The 15,179-nt window shown below is 69.1% G+C and carries 16 protein-coding genes and 1 tRNA gene; 13 read left to right on the forward strand and 4 right to left on the reverse strand.

Features of this window, described 5'->3' with window-relative positions; translation table 11 throughout:
• Positions 1–34 precede the first annotated feature (34 nt).
• Positions 35–111 (forward strand) — tRNA-Ile (locus ENE75_RS01215).
• Between the two features lie 133 nt (positions 112–244).
• Here the strand turns inward: ENE75_RS01215 and ENE75_RS01220 are convergent.
• The 3 genes from ENE75_RS01220 to ENE75_RS01230 form a co-directional block, all read right to left on the reverse strand.
• A complete protein-coding gene (locus ENE75_RS01220) occupies positions 245–979 on the reverse strand; it encodes a SapC family protein (protein WP_128194816.1) in 735 nt (244 codons plus the stop codon).
• A 195-nt stretch (positions 980–1,174) separates the two neighbouring features.
• A complete protein-coding gene (locus tag ENE75_RS01225) occupies positions 1,175–1,651 on the reverse strand; it encodes an outer membrane lipoprotein (RefSeq protein WP_128194818.1) in 477 nt (158 codons plus the stop codon).
• A 141-nt stretch (positions 1,652–1,792) separates the two neighbouring features.
• Positions 1,793–2,350: an HNH endonuclease gene (locus tag ENE75_RS01230; protein ID WP_128196677.1), complete on the reverse strand. Its 558-nt coding sequence runs from the start codon at positions 2,348–2,350 to the stop codon at positions 1,793–1,795.
• 179 nt (positions 2,351–2,529) lie between these two features.
• Here ENE75_RS01230 and ENE75_RS01235 point away from each other — a divergent pair, with 179 nt between their 5' ends.
• The 12 genes from ENE75_RS01235 to ENE75_RS01290 all read left to right on the forward strand — a co-directional run bounded on the left by ENE75_RS01235 (position 2,530) and on the right by ENE75_RS01290 (position 14,703).
• Positions 2,530–3,189 carry a TetR/AcrR family transcriptional regulator gene (locus ENE75_RS01235; protein ID WP_128194820.1) on the forward strand — a complete coding sequence of 220 codons (660 nt, stop codon included), beginning with the start codon at positions 2,530–2,532 and terminating at the stop codon, positions 3,187–3,189.
• Positions 3,190–3,192: 3 nt separating this feature from the next.
• Positions 3,193–4,983 (forward strand): acyl-CoA dehydrogenase C-terminal domain-containing protein, encoded by a 1,791-nt coding sequence (locus ENE75_RS01240; protein ID WP_128194822.1) that lies wholly within the window; start codon positions 3,193–3,195, stop codon positions 4,981–4,983.
• 11 nt (positions 4,984–4,994) lie between these two features.
• Positions 4,995–5,435, forward strand: a complete 441-nt coding sequence (locus ENE75_RS01245) for a DUF2147 domain-containing protein (RefSeq protein WP_128194824.1) — start codon at positions 4,995–4,997, stop codon at positions 5,433–5,435.
• A 17-nt stretch (positions 5,436–5,452) separates the two neighbouring features.
• A complete protein-coding gene (locus tag ENE75_RS01250) occupies positions 5,453–7,849 on the forward strand; it encodes a 3-hydroxyacyl-CoA dehydrogenase/enoyl-CoA hydratase family protein (protein WP_128194827.1) in 2,397 nt (798 codons plus the stop codon).
• A gap of 14 nt (positions 7,850–7,863) precedes the next feature.
• Positions 7,864–9,060, forward strand: coding sequence for an acetyl-CoA C-acyltransferase (locus ENE75_RS01255; protein ID WP_128194828.1), 1,197 nt, complete (start codon positions 7,864–7,866; stop codon positions 9,058–9,060).
• Positions 9,061–9,062: 2 nt separating this feature from the next.
• Entirely contained in the window at positions 9,063–9,848 is a 786-nt protein-coding gene (locus ENE75_RS01260; protein WP_128194830.1) for an enoyl-CoA hydratase, read from the forward strand.
• A gap of 13 nt (positions 9,849–9,861) precedes the next feature.
• Positions 9,862–10,596, forward strand: coding sequence for an SGNH/GDSL hydrolase family protein (locus ENE75_RS01265; RefSeq protein WP_128194832.1), 735 nt, complete (start codon positions 9,862–9,864; stop codon positions 10,594–10,596).
• On the forward strand, positions 10,593–11,426 hold the full coding sequence (locus tag ENE75_RS01270; RefSeq protein ID WP_128194834.1) for an SDR family oxidoreductase: 834 nt from the start codon (positions 10,593–10,595) through the stop codon (positions 11,424–11,426). Before ENE75_RS01265 ends, ENE75_RS01270 begins: the two co-directional genes overlap by 4 nt.
• A 219-nt stretch (positions 11,427–11,645) precedes the next feature.
• Positions 11,646–12,278, forward strand: coding sequence for a hypothetical protein (locus ENE75_RS01275; protein ID WP_128194837.1), 633 nt, complete (start codon positions 11,646–11,648; stop codon positions 12,276–12,278).
• Positions 12,279–12,375: 97 nt separating this feature from the next.
• Positions 12,376–12,639 (forward strand): HPr-rel-A system PqqD family peptide chaperone, encoded by a 264-nt coding sequence (locus tag ENE75_RS01280; RefSeq protein WP_128194839.1) that lies wholly within the window; start codon positions 12,376–12,378, stop codon positions 12,637–12,639.
• Positions 12,576–13,544, forward strand: a complete 969-nt coding sequence (locus ENE75_RS01285) for an HprK-related kinase A (protein ID WP_233258871.1) — start codon at positions 12,576–12,578, stop codon at positions 13,542–13,544. Before ENE75_RS01280 ends, ENE75_RS01285 begins: the two co-directional genes overlap by 64 nt.
• Before the next feature lie 4 nt (positions 13,545–13,548).
• Complete coding sequence (locus ENE75_RS01290; RefSeq protein WP_128194841.1) at positions 13,549–14,703, forward strand: nucleotidyltransferase domain-containing protein; 1,155 nt, start codon at positions 13,549–13,551, stop codon at positions 14,701–14,703.
• A 60-nt stretch (positions 14,704–14,763) separates the two neighbouring features.
• On the opposite strand, the gene ENE75_RS01295 is transcribed toward ENE75_RS01290, so the two are convergent.
• A complete protein-coding gene (locus ENE75_RS01295) occupies positions 14,764–15,114 on the reverse strand; it encodes an acyl-CoA thioesterase (RefSeq protein ID WP_233258942.1) in 351 nt (116 codons plus the stop codon).
• Positions 15,115–15,179 lie beyond the last annotated feature (65 nt).

Raw genomic sequence — 15,179 nt, forward strand, 5'->3', positions numbered from 1 at the left:
CCATGCCGGCCCGCCTCCTAGAATCCACGCTGGCGGGCCGTTAGCTCAGTTGGTCAGAGCAGAGGACTCATAATCCTTTGGTCGTTGGTTCAAGTCCAACACGGCCTACCAATGTCGAGGGGAGCCGCTGCGCTTTCCTTGGTGCGGCAATCATCGGGCTGGAGCGCATCTACTCCGGCACCTCTGGAGGCCCCGTGCGTTTGTGCATCCGGCAGCGGTGTCAGTCCTTCGGGCCAACGTGCCTCTACTCGGCGACCGCCTTGGCAGCTTCGGCGACCCGTCGGTCCTTCAGCGAGATCAGGCGCTCCACCTGGGCCAGCGACATCAACTGGGCGTAGATCGCCGGCAGGAAGCGCTTGCCGCGCAGTTCCAGGAAGCGTTCGTCGGACAGGTTGTTCAGCCGCTCCTCGTTGACCACGTAGCAGCCGGCGATGTTCTTGACCTTGTCGTGGTCTCGCACGCGCATGTTCAGCGGCGTGAACATGTTGTTGGCCTTCAGCCAGGTGCAGAATTGCTGCGTGAGCTGGTCCATCTGCTGCAGCTCGGCCAGGTAGCGCTTGACGTTCTCGATGACCTGGGTGGGCTCGCCCTTGTCGTCGAACAGCGGGCTGCCCTCGGTGTCGCTGACGAGTGGGCTGCCTTCGTCGATGCAGATCGTGAACTGGCCTTCGCTGCCGGTGGCGGCGAGCGCGAACGGGTAGCGGCGGATGATGGCCGGCACGTAGGAGGCCTCCCACTTGCCGTCGGCACCGACGAACAGGTTCTCGCCGGCCTCCAGTCCGATCAGCGCCACCGGGCGGAAGCTGTCCTTCTCCTGGTCCTCGACGAACACGATGGGGTAGACGGCGGCGGCACGCGAGAACTCATGCATCGTCACGTAGGCGATGTGGAACTTCGCGGCGAAACCGAAGCCCTTCATCTCGCGGATGCGGGTCTTGGCGTGGCGTTCGCGGTTGACGGGGACGACCTTCTCGAACACGGCATTCCTTTCCTGGCTCGGCGACATTCTCGCCGTGCGCGCATGTCAAGAGATGAGCAGGTCGTCACCGACGGCGAAGGGTCACGTACCCAAGTCGGGTCAGGTGTGGTGCAGGCCGATGGTGGAAAGGAGGCCACCGCCTCCGGGCACGGCCTGACGTCTGCGGGCGGGGGCGCCTGCCCCTGCTCGCGCCGATCAGCTGCGCGGTTCGCTGGTCGTGGTCGGCGGTGCCTTGGTCACACGCACCTTGCCGCCGGTGGACACCAGGATCACCGGGTCGCCCGGCTGAAGGTTCTCGTCGCCCTTGGCTTGCACGATGGCGCGGCGCTCGCCGTTCTTGAGCTGGACGAGGATCTCCAGCGCGTCCTCGCGGGTGGAACTGCGCTCGACGGCGTTGCCGATCACGCCGCCGACCACCGCCCCGATGACGCCCAGCGCCACCGATTCGCGGCTGTTGCCGCGCGATGCGCCGGCGATGCCCCCCACCACGCCGCCCGCAGTGGCACCGACGCCGGACTGGGTGCCGTCGACGGTCACGGACCGGACGGACAGCACGGTGGCGTCCGTCACAGTGGACAGGCGCTGAGCGTCACCCCGCTGGATCACGTCGGGGCTGGTGGTGGTGCAGGCGGCCAGGGCGACCACGGTCAGGGCAAGCAGCAGGCGTTTCATGTCGGTCCTCCAGGGCAGCGCAACGTCATTGTGGCCCCGATGGTGCACCGGCAGGCTGTGAAGAAATGTGCCGGCGCGCAAAGTGACGTGAATGTCCGACCGGGGACGCGCCCTGTCGGGCGCCGCCCGCTTCTCACCCTTTCAGCCGTGCAGTCGGCTCGTGCGCGGCACCGAGGCGAGCAGGAACTCCATCTGGTCGGCCAGGATGCGGCGGCCGCGCAGGATCATGTCCTCGTGCAGGCTGGGCACATAGGGCAGGTAGAGCAGCGTCATGTGCGCCTCTTCGGGCATCCGGCTGCCCTTGTGGCCATTGCAGGCCTTGCAGGCGGTGATGCAGTTCATCCAGGTGTCCTGCCCGCCTCGTGACACGGGCACGATGTGCTCGCGGGTCAGGTCCTCGAAGGCAAAGCGCCCACCGCAGTAAGCGCACACATTGCGATCGCGCACGAAGAGCTTGGGGTTGCTCAGCGTGGGCACGGTCCGCCAAGCCCGGCTGGGCACCACACCGCGGACGGCGATGATGGGGTGGACCTCGATGCGCGACTGCAGGCCGGTGCTGCGCTGGATGCCGCCGCGCATCACGCGGCAGGCCTCGCCCAGGGTCCAGGCGACGCTGTCGCACGCATACAGCACCGCGGCTTCACGGGTGCTGATCCAGGCCTGGGGACGGCCCGACACGTCGAGCTGCAGCACATCCATCACGGCGTAGCGTACTGCAAATGCCGTGCCGGCTTCAATCTCCCCGCTGGGTTTCCAGGGCATCCCCCGCGGTTCACCGGGTCGACATCTAGACGTGCGACCCTAGAAATCACACGGATTTGACACGGCGCTGGACACGCGGATCTGCAAAATAGAACGAACGTTCGTTTTCTTGCGCCGTGTCCACCTCACCGATCTCCCCCCGTCCCCTGCAGAAGGGCCAGCAGACCCGCGCCGCCATCCTGGATGCGGCGCTGGGCATGGCGTCGCACATGGGGCTGGAGGGCCTGTCCATCGGGGCGCTGGCCGAGGTGACCGGCATGAGCAAATCGGGCGTCTTCGCCCATTTCGGCTCGCGCGAAGAACTGCAGATCTCCGTCATCCGCGAGTACCACGCGCGCTTCGAGGAAGAGGTCTTCTTCCCCGCCATCCGCGAGGAGCGTGGCCTGCCGCGCCTGAGCGCGCTGTTCGAGAACTGGGTCCGACGCGTGTCGGTGGAACTCGATTCCGGGTGCATCTACATCAGCGGCGCGGTGGAGTTCGACGACCGGCCCGGCCCGGTGCGCGACGCGCTGGCCTCGATGGTCCGCGCCTGGCACGCGGCACTGGAACGCGCGATCCGCCAGGCGATCGAAGCGAACCAACTTCGCCCCGACACCGACCCGCTGCAGATGCTGTTCGAGATCCACGGCCTGATCCTGGCCCTGCACCACGACGCGCGCTTCCTGCGCAACCCCGGCACGCTGGACCGCGCGCGCCGCGGCTTCGCGCGCGTCGTGGCCGACTACCAGACCGCTGCGTCCACCTCCCCGTCTTCCGCTTCGCTTCCTCAGGAGTAGTCCATGCCCACGTACACCCCGCCGCTTCGCGACATGCAGTTCGTGCTGCATGAACTGCTTGGCGCCGCCGACCAGTTCAAGCTGCTGCCCCGCCACGCGGAGATCGATGCCGACACCATCGACGCGGTGCTGGAGCAGGCCGGCAAGTTCGCCGCCGAGGTGGTGGCGCCGCTGAACGCCAGCGGCGACGCCGAAGGCTGCACGCTGGACAAGGCCACCCACGAGGTCAGCGCGCCCAAGGGCTTCAAGCAGGCCTACGCCGCCTACGTGGAAGGGGGATGGCCCAGCCTGAGCTGCGACCCGGCCTTCGGCGGCCAGGGCCTGCCGATCACGCTGAACCAGTGCCTGTACGAGATGCTGAACTCGGCCAACCAGGCCTGGACCATGTACCCGGGCCTGAGCCACGGCGCCTACGAGGCCCTGCACGCACACGGCACGCCAGAGCAGCAGGCGCTGTACCTGCCCAAGCTCACCAGCGGCCAGTGGACCGGCACCATGTGCCTGACCGAGCCGCACTGCGGCACCGACCTCGGCCTGCTGCGCACCAAGGCCGAACCGCAGCCCGACGCCAGCTACCGGCTCACTGGCCAGAAGATCTTCATCTCCGCCGGCGAGCACGACCTGGCCGAGAACATCGTGCACCTGGTGCTGGCGCGCCTGCCGGACGCGCCGGCCGGCAGCAAGGGCATCTCGCTGTTCGTGGTGCCCAAGTTCCTGCCCACCGCCGACGGTGGCGTGGGTGAGCGCAACGCCATCCACTGCGCCGCGCTGGAGCACAAGATGGGCATCCACGGCAACGCCACCTGCCAGATCGTGCTCGACGGTGCCGTGGGCAGCCTGGTGGGCGAGCCGCACAAGGGTCTGGCCGCGATGTTCGTGATGATGAACGCGGCGCGCCTGGGCGTGGGCAACCAGAGCCTGGGCCTGACCGAGGTGGCCTACCAGAACGCCGTGGCCTACGCGAAGGACCGCCGCCAGATGCGCAGCCTCAGCGGCCCCAAGCACCCCGACCAGCCGGCCGACACCATCATCGTGCACCCCGACGTGCGCAAGATGCTGCTGACCGCACGCGCCTACGCCGAAGGCGGCCGCGCATTGGCCATCTACACCGCGCTGCTGATCGACCAGGAACTCAGCAGCGACGACGAGGACGCGCGCAAGGAGGCCGCCGACCTCGTGGCCCTGCTGACGCCGGTCATCAAGGCTTTCCTGACCGACAACGGCTGGCTGGCCACCAGCCACTGCATGCAGGTCTACGGCGGCCACGGCTACATCCGCGAGTGGGGCATGGAGCAGTTCGTGCGCGACGCGCGCATCAACATGATCTACGAGGGCACGAACACCGTGCAGTCGCTGGACCTGCTGGGCCGCAAGGTGTTGGGCGACAACGGCAAGAAGCTCAAGGCCTTCGGCAAGCTGATCCAGCAGTTCGTCGAGGACGAAGGCGTGCGCGAGGAGATGCAGGGGTTCGTCAACCCGCTGGCCGACCTGGGCGACAAGGTCACCAAGCTGACGATGGAACTCGGCATGAAGGCCATGGGCAACGCCGACGAGGTGGGCGGCGCGGCGGTGGACTACCTGCGCGTGGTGGGCCACCTTTGCTTTGCCTACTTCTTCGCCCGCATGGCCAAGATCGCGCTCGAGAAGCAGAATTCCGGCGACCCGTTCTACACCGCCAAGCTGGCCACCGCGCGCTTCTACTTCGCGAAGCTGCTACCGGAGACGGCCAGCCTGATCCGCAGCGCGCGCGCCGGCGTGGCGCCGCTGATGGCGATGGACGAAGCGCTGTTCTGAGGAGACACCCGATGCGCAAGCACCTGACCGCCCTGCTGCTCAGCCTGGCCGCGCCCCTGGCGCTGGCGCAGGCCACGCCCGTGGGCCTGTGGAAGACCATCGACGACGAGACGAAGACCGAGAAGTCCTACGTGCGCATCGTCGAGCAGGGCGGCGTGCTCGTCGGCCGCATCGAGAAGCTCATCAACCCGCCCAAGGCCGACCCGGTGTGCGACGCCTGCACCGATGCGCGCAAGGGTCAGCCCATCATCGGCATGACCATCCTGGAAGGCGTGAAGAAGAGCGACAGCGAGGAGACCGTCTGGGACGGCGGTGTCATCCTCGACCCCAACAACGGCAAGACCTACAAGGTGCGCCTGTCGCCCAAGAGTGGCGGCAAGGCCCTGGACGTGCGCGGCTACATCGGCATGCCGCTGCTGGGCCGCACCCAGACCTGGCAACGCGCCGAATGACTTTCCCTGGAGAACCCATGAACCGATTCCATGTCCGCAAGGTCGCCGTGCTCGGCGCCGGCGTGATGGGCGCGCAGATCGCCGCCCAGCTCGTGAACTGCAAGGTGCCGGTGGTGCTGTTCGACCTGCCGGCCAAGGAGGGCCCGAAGAACGGCATCGCCCTGCGCGCGATCGACAACCTGAAGAAGCTCAAGCCCGCGCCGCTGGGTGTGGCGGCCGACGCGGCGTTGATCCAGCCGGCCAACTACGAGGAGCACCTGGATCTGCTGGCCGGCTGCGACCTCGTCATCGAGGCCATCGCCGAGCGCATGGACTGGAAGCTGGACCTGTACACCAGGATCGCGCCGGCGCTGAACCCGGCCGCCATCGTGGCCAGCAACACCTCGGGCCTGTCGATCACCAAGCTGAGCGAGGCGCTGCCCCAGAGCATCCGCCCACGCTTCTGCGGCATCCACTTCTTCAACCCGCCGCGCTACATGAGCCTGGTGGAGCTGATCCCGACGCCGGCGACGATGCCCGACATCCTCGACCAGCTCGAGAGCTTCGTCACCACCGCGGTGGGCAAGAGCGTGGTGCGCGCCAAGGACACGCCCAACTTCGTGGCCAACCGCGTTGGCATCGCCGGCATGCTGGCCACGATCAAGGAAGCCGAAAACTTCGGCCTGTCGTACGACGTCGTCGACGACCTCACGGGCAAGAAGATGGGCCGCGCCAGCAGCGGCACCTTCCGCACCGCCGACGTGGTGGGCCTGGACACGATGGCCCACGTCATCAAGACGCTGCAGGACAACCTGAAGGACGACCCCTTCTACGCCAGCTACGCCACGCCGGCGGTGCTGGGCAAGCTGATCGAGCAGGGCGCGCTGGGCCAGAAGAGCGGCGCCGGCTTCTACAAGAAGGTGGGCAAGGACATCCTGCGCCTCGACCCCGCCAGTGGTGAGTACGTCAAGGGTGGTGCCAAGGCCGACCCGCTGGTCGACCGCATCCTGAAGAAGCCCGCGGCCGAGCGCCTGAAGCTGCTGCGCGAGAGCAGCCACCCGCAGGCGCAGTTCCTGTGGGCCATCTTGCGCGACAGCTTCCACTACGTGGCCGTGCACCTGCACGACATCGCCGACAGCGCGCGCGACGTGGACTTCGCCATGCGCTGGGGCTTCGGCATGAAGCAGGGCCCGTTCGAGCTCTGGCAGGAGGCCGGCTGGGCCCAGGTGGCGCAGTGGGTGAAGGAGGACATCGACGCCGGCAAGGCGCTGTCCAGCGCGCCGCTGCCGGCCTGGGTGTTCGACGGCCCGGTGGCCGCCGCCGGCGGCGTGCACCGGTCTGAAGGTTCGTGGAGCGCCGCCACCGCGCGCTGGGTGGCGCGCAGCACGCTGCCGGTCTACGCGCGCCAGCACTTCCCCGAGGCCGTGCTGGGCAGCGGCGCCGCGGCCCCGCTGAAGAGCGGCACCGAGGAGTTCGCCAACGACGAGATCCGCGTGTGGAGCCTGGACGGCGAGGTGCTGATCGCCAGCATCACCGCCAAGCTGCACCTGATCAGCCCGGCGGTCACCGAGGGCCTGCTGAAGGCGGTGGAGATCGCCGAGGCGAAGTACCAGGGCCTGGTGATCTGGTCGCCCGACGACGTGTTCTCCGCCGGTGCCAACCTGGAGTCGCTGCTGCCGGTGTTCATGAAGCTCGGCGCCAAGGGCATCGCGCCGGAGGAGAAGAAGCTGCAGGACGCGATGCTGCGCATCCGCTACGCCCAGGTGCCGGTGTTGGCCGCGATGCGCGGCCTGGCGCTGGGCGGCGGCTGCGAACTGGCCGTGCACTGCGCGCGCCGCGTGGCGCACCTGGAGAGCTACGTCGGCCTGGTGGAGGTGGGCGTGGGCCTGATCCCCGGCGGCGGCGGCCTGGCCTACATCGCACGCCGCGCGGCCGAGATGGCCGCCGCCGGCAACGCCAAGGCCGACCTGCTGCAATTCCTGACCGACGGCTTCACCAGCGCCGCGATGGCCAAGGTGGCTACCAGCGCCATCGAAGCCCGCGCCAGCGGCTGGCTGCTGTGGGACGACGTGATCGTGCCGCACAAGGACGAGCTGCTGTTCGTCGCCATCGCGCAGGCCAAGGCCATGTCGGCCTCCGGCTACCGCCCGCCGCACAAGGCGCTGTTCCCGGTGGCCGGCCGCAACGCCCGAGCCACCATCACGGGCCAGCTGGTGAACCTGCGCGACGGCGGCTTTGCCAGCGCGCACGACTTCCACATCGCCAGCCTGATCGCCGACGTGGTGTGCGGTGGCGACGTGGACGCCGGCTCGCTGGTGAACGAGGAATACCTGATGACGCTGGAGCGCAAGCACTTCTGCGGCCTGCTCGAGCACCCCAAGACCCAGGAACGCATCATGGGCATGCTGCAGACCGGCAAGCCGGTGCGCAACTGATCGGAGCGACGAACATGACTCAACTTCAAGACGCCTACATCGTCGCCGCCACGCGCACCCCGATCGGCAAGAGCGGCCGCGGCTACTTCCGCAACACGCGCCCCGACGACCTGCTGGTCGCCGCGGTGAAGCACGCGATGAGCCAGGTGCCCAGCCTGGACCCGAAGGCGATCGAGGATTCGATCATCGGCTGCAGCTTCCCCGAGGGCGAGCAGGGCATGAACATGGCCCGCGTGGCCATGGTGCTGGCCGGCCTGCCACATTCGGTGGGCGGGGCCACCGTCAACCGCTTCTGCGCCAGCGGCCTGACGGCCATCCAGATGGCTGCCGACCGCATCCGCACCGGCCAGGCCGACGTGCTGATCGCCGGCGGCGCGGAGAGCATGAGCCTGGTGCCGATGACCGGCAACAAGCCCAGCTTCAACCCCGAGGTGTTCGCGCGCGACGAGAACATCGGCCTGGCCTACGGCATGGGCATGACGGCGGAGAAGGTGGCCGCGCAGTGGAAGGTCTCGCGCGAGGACCAGGACGCGTTCGCGCTGCAGTCGCACCAGCGCGCGCTGGCCGCCATCGCCGCCGGCGAGTTCGCCGACGAGATGACGCCGGTCACCGTGACCAGCCGCACGCCGGACCTCGCCAGCGGCGAGGTGGTCGCCAAAAGCCGCACGGTGGAGATCGACGAAGGCCCGCGCGTGGACACCACGCTCGAAGGCCTGGGCAAGCTGCGCCCGGTGTTCGCTGCCAAGGGCAGCGTCACCGCCGGCAACAGCAGCCAGACCAGTGACGGCGCCGGTGCGCTGATCCTGGCCAGCGAGAAGGCCGTGAAGACCTTCGGCCTGACGCCGCTGGCGCGTTTCGTCAGCTTTGCCGCGCGCGGCGTGCCGCCGCACATCATGGGCATCGGCCCCATCGAGGCCATTCCGGCTGCGCTGCGCTACGCAGGCCTGAGCCAGGAGCAGATGGACTGGATCGAGCTCAACGAGGCCTTCGCCGCGCAGTCGCTGGCGGTGATGAACGAGCTCAAGCTCGACCCGGCCAAGGTCAACCCGATGGGCGGCGCCATCGCCCTGGGCCACCCGCTGGGGGCCACCGGTGCGATCCGTGCCGCGACGACGATTCATGCGCTGCGCCGCAAGAATCTGAAGTACGGCATGGTCACGATGTGCGTGGGCATGGGCCAGGGCGCCGCCGGCATCTTCGAAAGGGTGTGACCATGAGTGAGTACATCAAGACCGCCACGCTCAACGGCGTTGCCACGATCGAGATCGCACGCCCGGAGAAGAAGAACGCGCTGACGGTCGCGATGTACCAGGCCATGGCCGACGCGCTGCGCGCCGCCGCGGCCGACGGTGCCGTGCGGGCGGTGCTGATCACCGGCCAGCCGAGCATCTTCACCTCGGGCAACGACATCGAGGACTTCATGGCGCGTCCGCCGGGCGCCGGCGGCAGCGCCACCGAGGAGGCGCCGGTGTTCCAGTTCATGAAGGCGCTGCTGGAGATCGACAAGCCGGTGGTGGCCGGCGTCACCGGCGCGGCCATCGGCATCGGCACGACGATGCTGCTGCACTGCGATTTCGTCTACGTGGCCGACGACGCCCGCCTGGCGATGCCCTTCGTCGGCCTGGGCCTGGTGCCGGAGTACGCCTCCAGCCTGCTGGTGCCGCAGCTGATGGGCCCGCGCCGTGCGGCGGAGAAGCTGCTGCTGGGCGACCCCTTCACCGGCGAGCAGGCGGTGGAGTGCGGCATCGCCAACGCCGTGCTGCCGGCTGGCGAAGTGGCGCTGCACGCCCGCCGCGTGGCCGAGCGCTTCAACGCGCTGCCGCCGGGCGCGGTGCGCGAGGCCAAGCGCCTGATGCGCGGGCCGCAGCGCGAGCAGGTGCTGAAGGTCATCGCCGAGGAAGGCGCGCTGTTCAGCGCGCGACTGCGCAGCCCGGAGGCGATGGAGGCCTTCCAGGCCTTCTTCCAGAAGCGCGCGCCGGACTTCTCCAAGTTCTCCTGAATCGCCGGCGCCGATGTCGCTCGCGCTGAAACTGGCCCTGTCGCCGCTGCTGGCGGCGCAGGCGCTGCACGCGCGGCGTTCGGTGCCGGTGCTGCCGGAGCCGCCCGGGCCGCGCAGTGGCGCGGTCGGCAGCGGTCCACCGCTGCGCCTGCTGGTGATCGGCGATTCGTCGGCGGCCGGCGTGGGCGTGCAGCGCCAGTCCCAGGCGCTGGCCGGGCCGCTGGCCCGTCGTGTGGCTGAAGCCACCGGGACCCGCGTGCACTGGCGGCTGCTGGCGCGAAGTGGCGTCACCAGCGCGCAGGCGATGGACCTGCTGCGCGGCGAAGGTCCGGTGCAGGCCGACCTGGCCATCGTCGTCACCGGTGTCAATGACGTGGTGGAGCAGGTGCCGTCGCACCGCGCGGTGCGCGCGCGCGAAGCCCTGACCGACGAGTTGCGCAACCGCTGCGGTGTGCGCCACGTGGTCTTCGCGCCGCTGCCACCCGTGCACCAGTTCCCCGGTCTGCCGCGGCCCCTGCGCTGGATTGCCGGTGCCGACGCCCGCCGGCACGATCGTGCGCTGGCCGAGTGGGTCACCCGCCGCAGCGACGTCTCGCATGCCGACTGGGGCCTGCAGCTCAACCGCGGCGTAATGGCCGAGGACGGGTTCCACCCGGGTGCACCGGCCTACCGCCAGTGTGCGACCATGCTGGCGCGGCACGTGGCCGAGGTGGTCTGGCCGCGACTCGGAGGCACACGCACGTCATGACCCGCACCCTGCACGGCAAGACCCTGTTCATCACCGGCGGCAGCCGGGGCATCGGCCAGGCGATCGCCGTGCGTGCGGCGGCCGATGGCGCCAACGTCGTGCTCGTGGCCAAGACCACCGAGCCCAACCCCAAGCTGCCGGGCACGCTCTACAGCGCTGCCGAGGCGGTGGAAGCCGCCGGCGGCCAGGCCCTACCCATCCCCTGCGACATCCGCGACGAGACCGCCGTGGCGGCCGCAGTGACCGCGGCCGTCGAGCGCTTCGGCGGCATCGACATCCTGGTCAACAACGCCAGCGCCATCAGCCTGACGCCGACGCCAGCCACGCCGATGAAGCGGTTCGACCTGATGTTCGGCGTCAACGTGCGCGGCACCTACTGCTGCACGCAGGCCTGCCTGCCGGCGCTGACGGCCAGCGCCCAGGCCGGGCGGGCGCCGCAGGTGCTGAACCTGTCGCCGCCGTTGTCCATGCGGGCGCACTGGTTCAAGGACCACACGGCCTACACGATGGCCAAGTACGGCATGAGCATGTGCACGCTGGGCCATGCGGCGGAGTTCGCGCCGCTGGGTATCGCCGTCAACAGCCTGTGGCCGCGCACGGCCATCGCCACCGCCGCGTTGCAGATGATCCCGGGGGTGGACACCGCCAAGTGCCGCACCCCGGAGATCATGGCCGATGCGGCGCACGTGCTCCTGACGATGGCGCCGGCGCCGACGGGTCAGTTCCTGATCGACGACAGCCTGTTGGCCGAGCATGGGGTCACCGACTTCGACGGCTATGCCGTGGTGCCGGGAACGAGTGATCTGATGTTGGACTTTTTTGTAGATTGAGTCCGTCACGGGACTGTCGAAACAGTTGCCAGTCAGCGACCCGACAGCCGGCGCCAGCAGCCCCCGCAGGTGCGGGGGAAAGGCCGAGGATTCAGTCACGACAGGCAGATAGGCGCGCCCTCAGGGCTATCCGGGGTACCCGGCAAGCTTTATGCTTTACCTTGTTCGAGAAGGCCATCGCGCGCCAGTGCGGTGGGCCGTGCATCATCCGAGGCAGCCATGAATCATTCCCAGCACGACCCCATTCCCGAGTCCACCCCGGCCGAGCAGCCGGCGCCGGCCGACGGCCTGGCGTCCGCGTCGCGTCGCCGCGGCCTGCTGCGCGGGCTGTCGGCCGGCGCCGCCATCTCCGGCGCCGCGTTGCCGATGGCCGCGCTGGCCACCGGCGGCCGCAAAAGCTGTTTCCACAAGGACACGCCGCACAAGAAGTGCAAGGCGACTGTGTCCGGCATGCACTCCGTGATTGCGTCCAACCAGGTCAACGACTGGCCGGAATCGCCGGGCAAGCATTGCTCGCATTACCAGAACCGGTACAACTGGCCCAAGGACGGTGGCGGCGAGTATTGCAAGGGCGTCAACGGCACGAAGTTCCGGCGCAACGCGCTGTACAAGCAGGTGTTCAACTGCGGCGGTGGTGGCTACAACGACAAGACCATCGGCGAGATCATGGACAACCAGTACAACTGTCCGCAGCGCCACTGGCTCACCGCCTGCCTGAACGCTACCAAGTACGAGTACAGCAGCGTGCCGTTCAGCTACTCGCCGCACGAGGTCTGTGTGCTGCACAACGATTCCTCGCGCAACCTGGACGCGCAGACCTTCTTCCGCTACTACCAGGAAAACTACTACTGACCGCTGCGGGAGCGCACATTCCGTGCGTTCCTGAGCGATCGGTACGGTGCACATGACGGACGCAGGCCCTAGCATCGCGTCTTGGCGCCTGAACCCGGTGATCCGCCTGCACTGGCGGGACTGGGGTGGCGATTCCGTCGTCTTCGAGGAACTCTCCGGTCAGACCCTGCAGTTCGACCCGTTGAGCGCCGCGGTGATGGCCTGCATCGAAACCGGCGTCACGGACCTGCCCATGCTCAGTCGCCTTCTGGCCGACGACCTGGGCACCGTGGCAGACGGCCCCTTGGTCGACTCGCTTTGCACAGTCCTGGAACGCTTGAACAGGCTCGGCTGGATCGAGCCGGAGGCCCTGCCGAGCTGACGGTCGGCGCACTGGACGCCACCGAGCGGCGGCGTCGTCTGCGCGGCGCCGGCCTGGCCATCCGCAGCGGCCTGTTCGCCTTTCGACTGCGCAGCGATCTGCCCCAGGTGGCGCAGGCGATCGACCGCCTGTACGCCGACTACCCCTGCCTGGCCGACACCGACTTCTGCGACTTCGCGCTCGACGTCGTGCGCCCGGGCGGACTGCGGCAGTGGCTGCGACCCCAGGTGGTGGCCCGCTACGACGGAGAACCCGTCTTCGAGCCGTTGCCGGCCGGCCATGCCTTCCCGCTGATGGAGTGGGCGCTGAACTACTGCGTCACCACCCACGCCTTCGAGCACCTGAGCCTGCACGCGGCCGTCGTCGAGCGCGGCGGTCGTGCCGTGATCCTGCCGGCCCCGCCCGGGTCGGGCAAAAGCACGCTCTGCGCGGCGCTGGTGCACCGCGGCTGGCGCCTGCTGTCCGACGAACTCACGCTGGTCGCACTGGCCGACGGCCGCGTGAGCCCGGTGGTGCGGCCGGTGAGCCTGAAGAACCGGTCCATCGAGATCATCTCGGCCTTCGCGCCGGAGTCCGAGTTCTGCGATCCCACGCACGACACCCTCAAGGGCACGGTCGCCCACATGCGCGCACCCGCGGCGCATGTGCACCGCATGCACGAACCAGCGCTGCCGGCCTGGGTGGTCTTCCCGCGCTGGGAGGCCGACGCACCGGCCACGCTGAGCGAACGGCCGCGGCCCGACACCGTGCTGGAACTGGGGCGCAACAGCTTCAACCTGTCGGTGCTGGGTCGCGCCGGTTTCGAAACCCTCACGGCGCTGGTGAACCGTTGCGGCTGCTACGACTTCCGCTACGGCCTGCTCGACGACGCCATGCGCGTGTTCGATCAACTGGCGGCGGGGTGAAGCCATGCCAGACGGCAACCTGATCGCCGCTGCGCTCAGCGCACCCGCACTGCCCGCACTCACGCCGCGGCAATGGGAGGACCTGCTCAGCCAGGCGCGCCGCTCGCGCCTGCTTGCGCGTCTGGCTGCGCGTGTGGCCGACCGGGGCTGGATGGGCCACGTGCCGGCCGGCCCGCGCCTGCATCTGCAGGGCGCCCTGCGCGTGATGCAGCGCCAGCACGACGAGGCGCGCTGGGAGATCGACCGCCTGCGCGCCGCGCTGGCACGCCACGAAGGCGCCGTCGTGCTGCTCAAGGGCGCGGCCTACGTGGCCGCCGAACTGCCGCCGCGCCGCGGCCGGCTGTTCGCCGACGTGGACATCATGGTCGAACGCGGGCGGTTGAGGCAGGTGGAATCGGCGCTGATGGCCGGCGGCTGGATCGCCGAGAAGCTCGACGCCTACGACGAGCGCTACTACCGCGACTGGATGCACGAACTGCCCCCGATGCAGCACGTCCAGCGCCACACACAGCTGGACGTGCACCACACGATCACGCCGCCGACGTCGCGGTTCCCGATCGACGGTGCCGTGCTGCTGGCGCGTGCGCGGCCACTGGCCGGGCTGGCACCGCTGAAGGTGCTGGCCCCGGAAGACATGGTGCTGCACAGCGCCGTGCACCTGATGCAGGAAGGCAGCTTCGATGGCGGCCTGCGCGACCTGCTGGACATCGACGACCTGCTGGAGCATTTCGGTGCCACCGAGCCGGGCTTCTGGCCGGCGGTGGCGGCTCGTGCACGCGAGCTGGGCCTGGGCGTGCCGCTGTCGCATGTGCTGTTCCACATCGAGCGCCTGTTCGGCACCCGGCCACCGGCCGACGTGCAGCCGGCGCTGGACGCACTGCAACCGCAGGGCATGGCCCGCTGGGCGATGAACACGCTGCTGACACTGGCCCTGCGCCCGGACCACCCCAGCTGCACGGTGCCGGGTTACGGTGCCGCAGCCTTCCTGCTCTACGTGCGCTCACACTGGCTGCGCATGCCCTGGTACCAGATCCTGCCGCACCTCGCGCGCAAGAGCTGGAAGCGCTTCCAGGCACGGCGCGAAGGAGCAGCAGAACGCGCCCGTCAGCAGGCGGCCGAAGCTGCAGGGGGCGCGGTGCCGTTGCCAGAGGAGCGCTGAGCCCAGGCGAAGCGGCCCGGCATGCAGGCCGGACCGGGGGAGCGTTGCCGCCGCGGGGCTTCAGGTCGGCAATGCCCGCGGCTGCCCGCGCTCGTCGATCGCCACGTAGGTCAGCGTCGCCTCCGTCACCTTCACCACCTGCCAGGCGTTCGGGTTGCGTTCGGCCCAGACCTCGACGTTCACGGTGACGGAGGTTCGCCCCACGCGCGTCACGCGGGCATAGAAGCTCAGCAAATCGCCCACCGACACCGGCTGCTTGAACAGGAACTCGTTGACGGCCACGGTGGCGATGCGCCCGCGTGCCACGCGGTAGGGCAGCACGGCGCCGGCGATGTCCACCTGCGCCATGATCCAGCCGCCGAAGATGTCACCGTTGGCATTGCTGTCGGCGGGCATCGGCATCACGCGCATCACCAGTTCGGCGTCGTCGTGCACACTGTCGGGCCGCTGCAGGTGCACGCGCTCGGTGGCGGCAG

The sequence above is a fragment of the Rubrivivax albus genome, from assembly GCF_004016515.1.
GTDB lineage: Bacteria > Pseudomonadota > Gammaproteobacteria > Burkholderiales > Burkholderiaceae_C > Rubrivivax > Rubrivivax albus.

Bases quoted from the DNA above. Each gene is read 5' to 3' on its own strand.
- ENE75_RS01265 (WP_128194832.1), top strand. From the start codon at position 9,862: ATGTCGCTCGCGCTGAAACTGGCCCTGTCGCCGCTGCTGGCGGCGCAG.
- ENE75_RS01295 (WP_233258942.1), bottom strand. From the start codon at position 15,114: ATGCGCGTGATGCCGATGCCCGCCGACAGCAATGCCAACGGTGACATC.
- ENE75_RS01250 (WP_128194827.1), top strand. From the start codon at position 5,453: ATGAACCGATTCCATGTCCGCAAGGTCGCCGTGCTCGGCGCCGGCGTG.
- ENE75_RS01260 (WP_128194830.1), top strand. From the start codon at position 9,063: ATGAGTGAGTACATCAAGACCGCCACGCTCAACGGCGTTGCCACGATC.
- ENE75_RS01255 (WP_128194828.1), top strand. From the start codon at position 7,864: ATGACTCAACTTCAAGACGCCTACATCGTCGCCGCCACGCGCACCCCG.
- ENE75_RS01225 (WP_128194818.1), bottom strand. From the start codon at position 1,651: ATGAAACGCCTGCTGCTTGCCCTGACCGTGGTCGCCCTGGCCGCCTGC.
- ENE75_RS01270 (WP_128194834.1), top strand. From the start codon at position 10,593: ATGACCCGCACCCTGCACGGCAAGACCCTGTTCATCACCGGCGGCAGC.
- ENE75_RS01245 (WP_128194824.1), top strand. From the start codon at position 4,995: ATGCGCAAGCACCTGACCGCCCTGCTGCTCAGCCTGGCCGCGCCCCTG.
- ENE75_RS01275 (WP_128194837.1), top strand. From the start codon at position 11,646: ATGAATCATTCCCAGCACGACCCCATTCCCGAGTCCACCCCGGCCGAG.
- ENE75_RS01290 (WP_128194841.1), top strand. From the start codon at position 13,549: ATGCCAGACGGCAACCTGATCGCCGCTGCGCTCAGCGCACCCGCACTG.
- ENE75_RS01230 (WP_128196677.1), bottom strand. From the start codon at position 2,350: ATGGATGTGCTGCAGCTCGACGTGTCGGGCCGTCCCCAGGCCTGGATC.
- ENE75_RS01240 (WP_128194822.1), top strand. From the start codon at position 3,193: ATGCCCACGTACACCCCGCCGCTTCGCGACATGCAGTTCGTGCTGCAT.